This window comes from Pseudomonas sp. B37(2017), from assembly GCF_002112885.1.
GTDB lineage: Bacteria > Pseudomonadota > Gammaproteobacteria > Pseudomonadales > Pseudomonadaceae > Aquipseudomonas > Aquipseudomonas paraglycinae.
This window is the reverse complement of the sequence record NZ_NEIX01000003.1, coordinates 135,399-147,675: the sequence shown is the minus strand read 5'-3', so window position 1 is coordinate 147,675 and position 12,277 is coordinate 135,399. Positions and strand designations below refer to the sequence as shown.

Annotated in this window: 11 protein-coding genes; 6 read left to right on the top strand and 5 right to left on the bottom strand. The window is 61.4% G+C overall.

The window, feature by feature from the left end; translation table 11 throughout:
• Window positions 1-56: 56 nt before the first annotated feature.
• The 5 genes from ppx to CAF90_RS09910 all read right to left on the bottom strand — a co-directional run bounded on the left by ppx (window position 57) and on the right by CAF90_RS09910 (window position 4,626).
• The gene (gene ppx, locus CAF90_RS09930) at window positions 57-1,559 is read right to left on the bottom strand and encodes an exopolyphosphatase (protein ID WP_085606039.1); all 1,503 of its coding nucleotides are present in this window, start codon (window positions 1,557-1,559) and stop codon (window positions 57-59) included.
• A 208-nt stretch (window positions 1,560-1,767) separates the two neighbouring features.
• Window positions 1,768-2,505: an amino acid ABC transporter ATP-binding protein gene (locus CAF90_RS09925; protein WP_064600296.1), complete on the bottom strand. Its 738-nt coding sequence runs from the start codon at window positions 2,503-2,505 to the stop codon at window positions 1,768-1,770.
• Window positions 2,492-3,142, bottom strand: coding sequence for an amino acid ABC transporter permease (locus CAF90_RS09920; RefSeq protein WP_085606037.1), 651 nt, complete (start codon window positions 3,140-3,142; stop codon window positions 2,492-2,494). The genes CAF90_RS09925 and CAF90_RS09920 overlap by 14 nt, the downstream gene beginning before the upstream one ends.
• Window positions 3,139-3,819, bottom strand: a complete 681-nt coding sequence (locus CAF90_RS09915) for an amino acid ABC transporter permease (RefSeq protein WP_085606035.1) — start codon at window positions 3,817-3,819, stop codon at window positions 3,139-3,141. The genes CAF90_RS09920 and CAF90_RS09915 overlap by 4 nt, the downstream gene beginning before the upstream one ends.
• A 21-nt stretch (window positions 3,820-3,840) precedes the next feature.
• The gene (locus CAF90_RS09910) at window positions 3,841-4,626 is read right to left on the bottom strand and encodes a transporter substrate-binding domain-containing protein (protein ID WP_085606033.1); all 786 of its coding nucleotides are present in this window, start codon (window positions 4,624-4,626) and stop codon (window positions 3,841-3,843) included.
• Window positions 4,627-4,882: 256 nt separating this feature from the next.
• Here CAF90_RS09910 and CAF90_RS09905 point away from each other — a divergent pair, with 256 nt between their 5' ends.
• From CAF90_RS09905 to CAF90_RS09880, 6 genes are all read left to right on the top strand, one after another.
• Window positions 4,883-5,590 carry a FadR/GntR family transcriptional regulator gene (locus CAF90_RS09905; RefSeq protein ID WP_007951828.1) on the top strand — a complete coding sequence of 236 codons (708 nt, stop codon included), beginning with the start codon at window positions 4,883-4,885 and terminating at the stop codon, window positions 5,588-5,590.
• A 120-nt stretch (window positions 5,591-5,710) separates the two neighbouring features.
• Window positions 5,711-6,040 (top strand): thioredoxin TrxA, encoded by a 330-nt coding sequence (gene trxA / locus CAF90_RS09900; protein WP_003206727.1) that lies wholly within the window; start codon window positions 5,711-5,713, stop codon window positions 6,038-6,040.
• Between the two features lie 249 nt (window positions 6,041-6,289).
• Entirely contained in the window at window positions 6,290-7,549 is a 1,260-nt protein-coding gene (gene rho, locus CAF90_RS09895; RefSeq protein ID WP_007951825.1) for a transcription termination factor Rho, read from the top strand.
• A 173-nt stretch (window positions 7,550-7,722) separates the two neighbouring features.
• Window positions 7,723-9,720: an acyltransferase family protein gene (locus tag CAF90_RS09890; protein WP_085606031.1), complete on the top strand. Its 1,998-nt coding sequence runs from the start codon at window positions 7,723-7,725 to the stop codon at window positions 9,718-9,720.
• A gap of 69 nt (window positions 9,721-9,789) precedes the next feature.
• Window positions 9,790-11,256, top strand: coding sequence for a 4-hydroxy-3-polyprenylbenzoate decarboxylase (ubiD, locus tag CAF90_RS09885; protein WP_007951823.1), 1,467 nt, complete (start codon window positions 9,790-9,792; stop codon window positions 11,254-11,256).
• Complete coding sequence (locus CAF90_RS09880) at window positions 11,256-12,224, top strand: CDP-6-deoxy-delta-3,4-glucoseen reductase (RefSeq protein WP_085606029.1); 969 nt, start codon at window positions 11,256-11,258, stop codon at window positions 12,222-12,224. Before ubiD ends, CAF90_RS09880 begins: the two co-directional genes overlap by 1 nt.
• Window positions 12,225-12,277 lie beyond the last annotated feature (53 nt).

The window sequence follows — 12,277 nt, the reverse complement described above, 5'->3', positions numbered from 1 at the left end:
TAAAGCCATAAAAAAGGCGATCCATCCGGATCGCCTTTTTTGTGCCTGCCCGTTACTCAATGCACGGTCAGAACAATCCCCACCCGCGTCAGCCACTCGGCCTCAAGCCCGAAATCCGCCTGGGTCAGCTGGTTTTCATCCAGCCAGTTCTCCGGGAATTCCACGTCGAGGTTGCTGCCGTTGGCATGCAGTGCCACTTGCGGCATCGCCTGGGTGCCACGGATGTGGTGGAACAGGATGGCAAAGCGCAACAGCACGCACAGGCGGATCAGCTTGTCGCCGTCGTCGCCGAACTCGGCGAACTTGTCTTTGGGGATGTTGCGGCGGTGGCCGCGCACCAGCAGGGCGAGCATTTGCTGGTCTTCGCGGGAGAAGCCGGCGAGGTCCGAGTGCTCGATCAGGTAAGCGCCGTGCTTGTGGTAGTGATAGTGAGCGATGTCGAGCCCGACTTCGTGCACTTTCGCCGCCCAGCCCAGCAGTTCGCGCCAGATGCCGTCGTCCAGCTCCCAGTCCACGGCCACTTGATCAAACGCGTGCAAGGCTTTGCGCTCGACCCGTGCGGCCTGTTCCAGATCGACGTGGTAGCGCTCCATCAGCGAGGTCAGGGTGCGTTCGCGCACGTCTTCGTGGTGATGGCGGCCGAGCAGGTCGTAGAGCACGCCTTCACGCAGCGCGCCTTCGCAGTGATCCATGCGTTGCAGTTCGAGGGCGTCGAAGATCGCTTCGAGAATCGCTAGACCTGCCGGGAAGATCGCCCGGCGATCCGGCTTGATGCCTTCGAAATCGATCTTGTCGACATCGCCCAGCTTGAACAGGCGGCGCTTGAGCCACGCCAGACCTTCGGCATTCACTTCGCCGGTGCCGTGGCCGCCGGCCTTCAGCGCCAGGCCGATGGCGCGGATGGTGCCCGAGGAGCCGATGGCTTCATCCCAGGTCAGGCGGTGCAGGGCGTGTTCGATACTCATGATTTCCAGCCGCGCCGCCGTGTACGCCTGGGCGTAGCGGGCCGGGGTGATCTTGCCGTCCTTGAAATAGCGCTGGGTGAAACTCACGCAGCCCATTTGCAGGCTTTCGCGCAGCAGCGGTTCGAAACGCTGGCCGATGATGAATTCGGTACTGCCGCCGCCGATGTCGGCGACCAGACGTTTGCCCGGAGTGTCGGCGAGGGTGTGGGACACGCCGAGGTAGATCAGGCGGGCCTCTTCACGGCCGGAGATGACTTCCACCGGATGGCCGAGGATTTCTTCGGCGCGGCGGATGAATTCGCCACGGTTGCGCGCCTCGCGCAGGGCGTTGGTGCCGACGATCCGCACGGCGCCCAGCGGCATGCCGTTGATCAGTTGGGCAAAGCGCTTGAGGCAGTCGAGCCCGCGCTGCATGGATTCTTCGTTGAGCTGGCGCTCATCGTCGATGCCGGCGGCCAGCTGAACCTTTTCACCGAGCCGTTCGAGAATACGGATTTCGCCGTTCTGGGCCTTGGCCACGACCATATGGAAGCTGTTGGAGCCCAGGTCGATCGCGGCGATCAGGGACAGATTCTTGGCTTGGGATTGCGGCATGGTCAGGGGGTCTCGGTCGATAACCCCGACATCGTGCCACGATCAAACGCTGCCGCCAACGCGCATGGTTCAAACCCTTGATTCGGCGCATAAAGTCTCAAGACCGCGGCGCGGTCAATCGCTAGCAGGCTAGCTCCCACATTGAAATACGCTCCCCTGTGGGAGCTAGCCTGCTAGCGATGAGGCCTTTACCGGTGCTGAGAGCATTTCAGGCAGTCGCTTCGACGGTGCCAATGAAATTCGCCAGCTCCGGCGTCTGCGGATCGGCAAACAGCACTTTCGGATCTCCCACCTCGTGCACCTTGCCCTGATGCATGAACACCAGTTTGTCCCCGACCTCCCGGGCGAAGCGCATTTCGTGGGTGACCATGATCAGCGTCATGCCTTCTTTGGCGAGCTGGCGGACCACGCTGAGCACTTCATTGACCAGCTCCGGGTCCAGCGCCGAGGTGATCTCGTCGCACAGCAACACCTTCGGCGACATTGCCAGCGCCCGGGCAATCGCCACGCGCTGTTGCTGGCCGCCCGAGAGGCGTTCCGGGAACGCATCGAACTTTTCACCCAGGCCGACGCGCTCCAGCATCTGCCGCGCCAGCTCTTGCGCCTTGGCCTTGGGCACTTTCTGCACCACTTGCGGCGCGAGCATCACGTTTTCGCCGACGGTCAGGTGCGGAAACAGGTTGAACTGCTGAAACACCATCCCGACTTTCTGCCGCAGGCTGCGCAGATCGGCGCGTGCGGCGTCGAGGTATTCGCCGTCGACTTCGATCACGCCGTCGTTGATCGACTCCAGGCCGTTGAGGGTGCGCAGCAGGGTGGATTTGCCCGAGCCGCTGCGGCCGATAATCGCCACCACCTGGCCTTCCTCGACGCTCAGGTCGATGCCTTTGAGCACGTGGTGATCGCCGTAGTATTTATGCAGGGCGGAAATTCTAAGCAGAGGCATGCAGTCTCCTTTCCAGGTAGCGCGCACTGAGGGACAGGGGGTAGCAGAGCAGGAAGTAGCCGGCGGCGACGAGGCCGTAGACCATGAACGGTTCGAAGGTGGCGTTGGCGAGCATGCCGCCGGTCTTGGTCAGTTCGGTGAAGCCGATGATCGAGGTCACGGCGGTGCCCTTGACCACTTGCACCGAAAAACCCACGGTCGGCGCCACGGCAATGCGCAGCGCTTGCGGCAGGATCACGTAGCGCAGTTGCTCCAGCGGATTCAACGCCAGGCTCGACGAAGCTTCCCACTGACCATTGGGAATCGCCTCCACACAGCCGCGCCAGATCTCCGCCAGGTAGGCGCTGGTGAACAGCGTCAGGGCAATCGCCGCCGCCATCCACGGCGAAATCTCCACCCCGGCCAGCGCCACGCCGAAGAACACCAGAAACAGCTGCATCAACAGCGGGGTGCCCTGGAACAGTTCGATCCAGGTGCGGGCGATGCTGCTGGGCAGCGGGTTTTTCGAGATGCGCATGATCAGGATCAGCAACCCGACGATCCCGCCGCCGATGAACGCTACCAGCGACAGCGCCAGCGTCCATTGCAGGCCGGTCAGCAGGTTGCGCAGGATGTCCCAGAACGTGAAGTCGCTCATTGGCTGCTCCTTGCACTGCTTTTCGACAGGTAACGCCGGCCGAGCCAGTTCAACAGCTGACGGATCAGCAGCGCCATGCACAGATAAATGAGGGTGGTCAGGGCGTAGGTTTCAAAGGCGCGGAAGTTGCGTGACTGAATGAAGTTGGCGGCGAAGCTCAACTCCTCGGTGGCAATCTGCGAACACACCGCCGAACCGAGCATGACGATGATGATCTGGCTGCTCAGCGCCGGCCAGACCTTGCCCAGCGCCGGCAACAGCACCACATGGCGGAACGCTTCGAAACGGCTCATCGCCAATGCCGCTGCGGCTTCCAGCTGCCCGCGCGGAATCGCCTGGATTCCGGCGCGGATGATCTCGGTCGAGTACGCGCCGAGGTTGATCACCATCGCCAGCACCGCCGCTTGCCACTCGGAAATCTGTACACCGAGGGACGGCAGGCCGAAGAAGATGAAGAACAGTTGCACCAGGAATGGCGTGTTGCGGATCAACTCCACATAAACGCCGAAGATCGTCGAGAACGGGCGGATGTTCCACGCCCGCACCAGCGCCCCGACGATGCCCACGCCAACCCCGAGCAGCGCGCCGATGGCCGTCAGCTCAAGGGTGAACAGCGCCCCGCGCAGCAGCAGGTCGGTGTTTTCCACTACCGGCAAGAAATCGAACTGATAGGCCATGAAAGTCTCCCGCGTCGCCGGTCAGAGGTCGGCCGGCAGCGGCTCTTTGAGCCAGGTCAGCGCGTTCTTTTCCAGCGCGCCGTCAGCCTTGGCGGTGGCCAGGATCTCGTTGACCTTGCCCAGCAGCGCCGGCTCGTTCTTGTTTACGCCGACGTAGACCGGCGAATCCTTGAGCTTCACTTTCAGCGCGGGCACGCGTTTCGGGTTCTTTTCGCTGATCGCGACCATCACCACGTTGCCGCTGGCGATCAGGTCGACCTGGCCTGCGAGGTAGGCGGCGATGGTCGAGTTGTTGTCTTCGAAGCGTTTGATGGTCACGCCTTCAGGGGCGACCTTGGTCAGCTCGATGTCTTCGATGGCGCCCCGGGTGACGCTGATGGTCTTGCCCTTGAGGTCGTCGAGGGTGCTGACGGCTGCGTCCGGCGGGCCGAATACGGCGAGGTAGAACGGCGCATAGGCGCGGGAGAAATCGATGACCTTCTCGCGCTCGGGGTTCTTGCCGAGGCTGGAAATCACCAGGTCGACCTTGCCGGTGGTGAGGAACGGGATGCGGTTGGTGCTGTTGACCGGGGTCAGTTCGAGTTTGACCTTGAGCTGCTCGGCCAGCAGTTTCGCGGTGTCGATATCGAGGCCGCGCGGCTTCATGTCCGGGCCGACCGAACCAAACGGCGGGAAGTCCTGGGGCACGGCGACTTTCAAGGTGCCGCGTTTGACCACGTCATCCAGACCGTCGGCATGGGCGGGGGCCTGGCTCAGCATCAGACCGGCAAACAGGGCGGCGAGGAGGGCGCTGTAACGCTTCGTCATGGACAATCTCCGGATCGGCGGGAAGTGAATTCTGCGATCGGACAGAGCATGGGCCGTGCCAAGACAACGGTTTAGCCCCGCAAAGCCACGGGTTTAGCGGGTTTGTTCGGTCTTACTGGTCTGAACAGTCAGGTCGGGTTTCGCACTGCGATAGCGCATCGATGCGCACCGTCGAACCCCGCTGGGGCACGACTTGCCTGATGCCTCGAATAGCTTTACAACTGGCCGCACCTTGGCCTGGTCCGTCTGGAAAACCATGAACTCGATCTCCCGCGCCGTACCCGAAGTGGCGCTGCAAGCGATCCGCAAACTGATTACTGAGCAGGGCTTCGGCCCCGGCGATGCGCTGCCTTCGCAACGGGATCTGGCGGTTCAGCTGGGTGTCAGTCGCGCGTCATTGCGTGAGGCGTTGTCGTCCTTGAGTGCGCTGGGCGTGGTCAGCATTCAGCCGGGTAAGGGCGTGTTCGTGCAGGCGCCGGTGGAATTGCCGCGCGGCGAGGGCGCACCGGCCTGGCCGTTTGCAGCCCAGGCTTCGCCGCTGGAGATCTTTCAGTTGCGCTACGCGCTGGAAGGGTTCGCGGCCGGATTGGCGGCGGTGACGCTGAGCACGTTTGATCTGGACGAACTGGAAGACAACGTCGCCGCCATGCGCGAGCAACTGCGCGCCGGCGACTTCGAGGCCGCGGCGAAACTGGATTTCGAATTCCACCGGCGAATCCTGCTGGCCAGCGGCAATCAGGCGATGCTGAGCATCCTCACCGCCAGCGCCGACATCTTTCTGGAGAGCCAGAAACTACCGTTCATCCGCGCGGAACGGGCCATGGAAACCTGGCAGGAACACCGCAAGATCCTCCGCGCCCTGGCCCGCCGGGCCTCTGCCGCCGCGCAGAAAGCCATGCAGGAGCACGTGCGCAACGCGGCCCTGCGCACCGGAATTTCCTTCATCGCCCCCGCCAGCGCGTGACTTGAGCTATACCCAAACTCATCGAGTGCCATAGCAAGACTCAATCATCTGCGGCTTCCTGAACAAGGGAAGGGCGGCTATGATGGGCCACGTTTTTTTGCTTACAACCTGGAGAATTCCATGAGCAGCGATCTGATCAAACACGTTAGCGACGCTAGCTTCGAAGCCGACGTACTCAAGGCCGAAGGCGCTGTCCTGGTCGACTACTGGGCTGAATGGTGCGGCCCTTGCAAAATGATCGCTCCGGTTCTGGACGAGATTGCAGAGACTTACAAAGGCAAGCTGACCGTTGCCAAACTGAACATCGACGAAAACCAGGAAACCCCTGCCAAGCACGGTGTACGTGGTATTCCGACCCTGATGCTGTTCAAGAACGGCAACGTGGAAGCGACCAAGGTCGGCGCTCTGTCGAAGTCGCAACTGGCTGCTTTCCTCGACGCCAACATCTAAGCGTCGCGGTAAAGATTGTCCTCAAAAAGCCCCGCAAATTGCGGGGCTTTTTGCGTATTCAGGGCTAGACGCTCCGAAACTCAGGTGATACATTCGGCCCCGCACTGGTTTCTCCACTGCCCCCTGCTAGCCGTCGCCGACGCACTCCTTTTCGAATAAGTACGCGATCCTGTCGCCTTCTCCGCGGCGCGGCCTCATTAAGCCAAAAGCTTAATTTCCCCCCTCCATAAATGATTACGTCATTCCTATATGAATCTGACTGAACTCAAGCAAAAGCCGATTACCGAACTGCTCGAATTGGCCGAACAGATGGGCATAGAAAATATGGCCCGTTCGCGCAAGCAGGACGTGATTTTCTCCCTGCTGAAAAAGCACGCTAAAAGCGGTGAGGAAATCTCCGGTGATGGCGTGCTGGAGATTCTCCAGGACGGCTTCGGCTTCCTGCGCTCCGCTGACGCTTCCTATCTCGCCGGCCCTGACGACATCTACGTCTCGCCGAGCCAGATCCGCCGTTTCAACTTGCGCACCGGTGACACCATCGTTGGCAAGATCCGCCCTCCGAAGGAAGGCGAGCGTTATTTCGCCCTGCTCAAGGTCGACACGATCAACTTCGATCGTCCTGAGAACGCGAAGAACAAGATTCTCTTCGAGAACCTGACCCCGCTGTTCCCGAACGTGCGCATGAAGATGGAAGCCGGCAACGGTTCCACCGAAGACCTCACCGGTCGTGTGATCGACCTGTGCGCCCCGATCGGCAAAGGCCAGCGTGGTCTGATCGTTGCACCGCCGAAAGCCGGTAAAACGATCATGCTGCAGAACATTGCAGCGAACATCGCCCGTAACAATCCTGAAGTTCACCTGATCGTGCTGTTGATCGACGAACGTCCGGAAGAAGTGACCGAAATGCAGCGCACCGTGCGCGGCGAAGTGGTTGCCTCGACCTTCGACGAGCCGCCGACCCGCCACGTGCAAGTGGCTGAAATGGTGATCGAGAAGGCCAAGCGCCTGGTCGAACACAAGAAGGACGTGGTGATCCTGCTCGACTCCATCACTCGTCTGGCCCGTGCCTACAACACCGTGATCCCGAGCTCCGGCAAGGTGCTGACCGGTGGTGTCGATGCCCACGCCCTGGAGAAACCGAAGCGTTTCTTCGGCGCTGCGCGCAACATCGAAGAAGGCGGCTCGCTGACCATCATCGCCACCGCGCTGGTTGAAACCGGCTCGAAGATGGACGAAGTGATCTACGAAGAGTTCAAGGGCACCGGCAACATGGAGCTGCCACTGGACCGTCGTATCGCCGAGAAACGTGTGTTCCCGGCCATCAACATCAACAAGTCCGGTACCCGTCGCGAAGAGCTGTTGACCGCCGACGACGAACTGCAGCGTATGTGGATCCTGCGCAAGCTGCTGCACCCGATGGACGAAGTGGCGGCCATCGAGTTCCTGGTCGACAAGCTGAAAACGACCAAGACCAACGACGAATTCTTCCTGTCGATGAAGCGCAAGTAACATCGTCGGTTGATTCAGAAAATGGCGTCCCTCAGGGGGCGCCATTTTTTTTGCCTGTTTTCTGTCCGGGACGATGGGAGGTTTGCGATCTGGTAAGGTCATTGAGTTGGCAAAACAAAGAAGCAGCATTCAAGGCTGTACAAAAATAACCATCTGATTGGCATCAAGGATTTATGAGCACACTCGCTTATCGAAGGGATATCGACGGCTTGCGCGCAGTCGCTGTAATTGCCGTGGTGTTGTTCCATTTTGGCGTCCCCGGAATTACCGGCGGTTTTGTCGGCGTGGACGTGTTTTTCGTGATCTCCGGCTACCTCATCACCTCGATCATCTGGAACCAGCGCCAGGCGGGCAGGTTCAGCTTCGTCGAGTTCTGGTCGCGGCGAGCGCGGCGGATTCTGCCGGCGCTGTTTGCGATGATCATCGCGGTGCTGGCGTTAGGCTGGTTCCTGCTGGCGCCCAAGGACTACGAAGAACTCGGGCGTTCGGTGCGCTATCAGGTGATGTTCGTCTCGAATATTCTGTTCATGCGCCAGGACGGCTATTTCGATGTTGCCTCGGACCTCAAACCGCTGCTGCATACCTGGTCGCTGGCGGTGGAGGAGCAGTTCTACATCGTCTTTCCGCTGTTGCTGACCCTGATGTCGAGCCGCTTGAAACACTGGCGGCTGGCGCTGTTCGGCATCTTGCTCGTTTCGTTCGGGTTGAGTGTCTGGGCGGTCCATCATCACCCGGAAAAAGCCTTCTTTCTGTTGCCGATGCGGGCGTGGGAGCTGTTGGCCGGTGCGATGCTGGCGATCGCGCCGAAGCATGCCTGGCGACTCAAGCCGATGGCCGCACAACTGTTGAGCCTGCTCGGCATGGGCCTGATTCTGTTGGCGGTGTTCGGTTTCGACAAGCGTACGCCGTTCCCCGGTGCGGCCGCATTGCTGCCGGTGCTTGGCGTCGTGCTGCTGATCCTGGCCAACGGTCATCGCCAGACCTGGGTGGGTCAATTCTTGAGCAGCCGGGTCATGGTCGGCCTGGGTCTGATTTCCTATTCCTGGTACCTGTGGCACTGGCCGGTGTTCGTGTTTTCCAGCTACGCCAGCGTCGAGGAACCGAGCGCCTTCGACAGTGCCGGGCTGATCCTGCTGACCCTGGTGCTGGGTTATCTGTCGTGGAAATTCGTCGAGACGCCGTTTCGCGAGCGGCGTTTGCTGGCCGGGCGTCGGCAGATTCTCCTGGCGGGTGCCTGCGGCGTGCTGGTGCTCGGGCTGGCAGGGCAAACCCTGCGCTGGACCGATGGCCTGCCGTGGCGCCTGTCCGATCAGGCGCTGCAATACGCCAAGGGCCGCGAATGGCGGCCGGAACTGATGGCATGCCTGGCCGACGACAAGACGCCGGATGACAAACTGTTCTGCCGCTACGGCCAGCAGGACCGCCCGTCACGTGCGCTGGTCTGGGGTGACAGCCATGCCACGGCGCTGATTCCGATATTCGACGATGGCGCCAAAGCCCATGGTGTCAGCGTAATCCTCGCCAGTTCGGCCGGTTGCGTTCCGGTGGCGGGAATTGAACATGACGCTCGCTGCGTACGGTTCAATCAGCGGGTCGAGCAGGCACTCAAGCCGCAGAACGTCAGCGATGTGGTGCTGGTCGCGCGCTGGAGCCTGTATCTCTATGGCGACACGAAAAGTGGCCTGGATCACGCATTGAAAGCAGCCGACGGACATTACGACCGGGTCATCGCCGAGCAGCGTCTGGCCGAAGGCCTTCGTGCACGGGTGGCGCAGTTGCGAGCCGGTGGGCATCGGGTCTGGCTGGTGAAAGAGGTGCCGTTGCAGGCTTTCAGTCCGCCGTACCGCCTGACGCGGCTGGCGATGCTGGATCGCCCGGTGGATGACGTCGGGCTGAATGTCGCCGAACACCACAAGCGCCAGGCGTTCATCAGTCAGCTGTTCGCCGATCTGGCAAAAGACCCGGCGGTGCGAGTCATCGATCCGGCGCCGAAGCTGTGCGATGAAAGCGGCCTGTGCCGTGCCGAGCTCGGTGGTTACTCGCTGTACACCGATGACAATCACCTGTCGGAAGTCGGTGCGCGCTTCGTGGCGCCGATCCTCGAACCGCTGTTTGTCGGCCTGCAGGCCAGGGCAAATCTTGGAAAAGGTCAGGCGAATGCAGCCAAGTAAGCAGTGACGGGCTGCCAGCGACCGGCATAGCAGGTAGGATGTACGCCTATTTTGAGGGTGCCATCGTCAATGAAATTCAAGGATCTTCGGGATTTCGTGCAGCAGCTTGAGCAGCGCGGAGAGTTGAAACGCATCCAGATTCCCGTCTCGCCGGTGCTGGAAATGACCGAGGTGTGCGACCGCACGCTGCGGGCCAAGGGCCCGGCGCTGCTGTTCGAGAAGCCGACCGGTTACGACATCCCGGTGCTCGGCAACCTGTTCGGCACTCCCGAGCGGGTGGCCATGGGCATGGGCGCCGAGTCGGTCAGCGAGCTGCGCGAAATCGGCAAGCTGCTGGCGTTCCTCAAGGAACCTGAGCCGCCGAAGGGCTTGAAGGACGCGTGGTCGAAGCTGCCGATCTTCCGCAAGATCATCGCGATGGCGCCGAAAGTCGTCAAAGACGCACCGTGCCAGGAAGTGGTCATCGAAGGCGATGACGTCGATCTGGCGATGCTGCCGGTGCAGACCTGCTGGCCGGGCGACGTGGCGCCGCTGATCACTTGGGGCCTGACCGTCACCAAGGGCCCGAACAAGGACCGGCAGAACCTTGGTATCTACCGTCAGCAAGTGATCGGCCGCAACAAGGTCATCATGCGCTGGCTCAGCCACCGTGGCGGCGCCTTGGATTTCCGTGAGTGGTGCGAAAAGCATCCGGGGCAGCCGTTCCCGGTGTCCGTGGCCCTTGGCGCGGATCCGGCGACCATTCTCGGCGCCGTTACTCCGGTGCCGGACAGCCTCTCCGAATACGCCTTCGCCGGTCTGCTGCGCGACAGCCGCACGGAACTGGTGAAGTGCCGTGGCAACGACCTGCAAGTGCCGGCCACTGCCGAAATCATTCTTGAAGGCGTGATCCATCCGGGCGAAATGGCCGATGAAGGCCCGTACGGTGACCACACCGGTTACTACAACGAAGTCGACAGCTTCCCGGTGTTCACCGTCGAGCGTATTACCCACCGGATCAAGCCGATCTACCACAGCACCTACACCGGTCGTCCGCCGGATGAGCCGGCGATTCTCGGCGTGGCGCTGAACGAAGTGTTCGTGCCGATCCTGCAAAAGCAGTTTCCGGAGATCACCGACTTCTACCTGCCGCCGGAAGGCTGCTCGTACCGCATGGCCGTGGTGACGATGAAGAAGTCGTATCCGGGCCACGCCAAGCGCGTGATGTTGGGTGTCTGGTCGTTTTTGCGACAGTTCATGTACACCAAGTTCGTTATCGTCACCGACGACGACATCAACGCGCGTGACTGGAACGACGTGATCTGGGCCATCACCACGCGCATGGACCCCAAGCGCGACACGGTGATGATCGACAACACGCCGATCGACTACCTCGACTTCGCCTCGCCGGTGTCGGGGCTCGGCTCGAAGATGGGCCTGGACGCCACCCACAAGTGGCCGGGCGAAACCACTCGCGAGTGGGGCCGCGTCATCGTCAAGGATGACGCCGTCACCCAACGGATCGATGCCATCTGGAATCAGTTAGGAATAGATTGATGCGTGTAACCCTGCAGCCCTCCGGAGCGGTGCTCGAGATACAGCCCGGAGAGCGGATTCTCGATGGTGCGCGGCGCCTGGGCTACGAATGCCCGCAAAGCTGTCGCAACGGCAATTGCCATGTGTGTGCGGCGCTGCTGGTGGAAGGCCGGGTCGAACAGGCCGGCAAGGTGCACGACCACGGCGAGTTCTACACTTGCATAGCGGAGCCGCTGGAAGACTGCATCGTGCTGTGGGATGGCGTGCTCGCGCTGGGAGAACTGCCCGTGCGCAGCGTGTCGTGTCAGGTCATCGAATGCCGGGATGTCGGTGGCGATACCTTTCGTGTGCGCCTGCGGGCACCGGCCGGCAAGCCGCCGCGCTACCACGCTGGCCAATACTTGATGATCGAGCGCGAGAGCGGCGAGAAGTCGGCGTTCTCCATGGCCTCGGCGCCCCACGGCGGGCGCGATCTGGAAATCCATGTGCTGGCGCGCGAATCCAGTGCGCTGAGCCTGATCGATCAGCTCACGCGCAACCCGATGGTGCGGGTCGAGCTGCCGTTCGGCGACACCCATCTGGCGGAACTGCCGGACGGGCCGCTGGTGCTGATCGCCGCCGGCACCGGCATGGGCCAGATCCACAGCCTGATCGAACATTGCCGGGCCAATGGCTTCAAACATCCGGTGCACTTGTACTGGGGCGTGCGTCGTCCGGAAGATTTTTACGAAATCGAACATTGGGACGAATGGCTGAAGTTGCCCAATCTGTTCCTGCACAAGGTCGTCAGTGATCAGTGCGGCTGGGAAGGGCGCTGTGGCATGTTGCACGAAGCGGTCTGTGAGGATTTCCCTGATCTGAAGCCGCTGCACGTCTACGCCAGCGGCTCGCCGGCGATGGTCTACGGCACGCTGGACGCGCTGGTGGAAGCGGGGATGGATGCTCATCAGATGCGTGCGGATGTGTTCGCTTACGCGCCTCGCTCGTAAGTTCGTTATAACTCTCTATATAGCCGATCGGTATTTATGTAATTGCATAAATG

Bases quoted from the DNA above. Each gene is read 5' to 3' on its own strand.
- ppx (WP_085606039.1), bottom strand. From the start codon at position 1,559: ATGCCGCAATCCCAAGCCAAGAATCTGTCCCTGATCGCCGCGATCGAC.
- CAF90_RS09925 (WP_064600296.1), bottom strand. From the start codon at position 2,505: ATGCCTCTGCTTAGAATTTCCGCCCTGCATAAATACTACGGCGATCAC.
- CAF90_RS09920 (WP_085606037.1), bottom strand. From the start codon at position 3,142: ATGAGCGACTTCACGTTCTGGGACATCCTGCGCAACCTGCTGACCGGC.
- CAF90_RS09915 (WP_085606035.1), bottom strand. From the start codon at position 3,819: ATGGCCTATCAGTTCGATTTCTTGCCGGTAGTGGAAAACACCGACCTG.
- CAF90_RS09910 (WP_085606033.1), bottom strand. From the start codon at position 4,626: ATGACGAAGCGTTACAGCGCCCTCCTCGCCGCCCTGTTTGCCGGTCTG.
- CAF90_RS09905 (WP_007951828.1), top strand. From the start codon at position 4,883: ATGAACTCGATCTCCCGCGCCGTACCCGAAGTGGCGCTGCAAGCGATC.
- trxA (WP_003206727.1), top strand. From the start codon at position 5,711: ATGAGCAGCGATCTGATCAAACACGTTAGCGACGCTAGCTTCGAAGCC.
- rho (WP_007951825.1), top strand. From the start codon at position 6,290: ATGAATCTGACTGAACTCAAGCAAAAGCCGATTACCGAACTGCTCGAA.
- CAF90_RS09890 (WP_085606031.1), top strand. From the start codon at position 7,723: ATGAGCACACTCGCTTATCGAAGGGATATCGACGGCTTGCGCGCAGTC.
- ubiD (WP_007951823.1), top strand. From the start codon at position 9,790: ATGAAATTCAAGGATCTTCGGGATTTCGTGCAGCAGCTTGAGCAGCGC.
- CAF90_RS09880 (WP_085606029.1), top strand. From the start codon at position 11,256: ATGCGTGTAACCCTGCAGCCCTCCGGAGCGGTGCTCGAGATACAGCCC.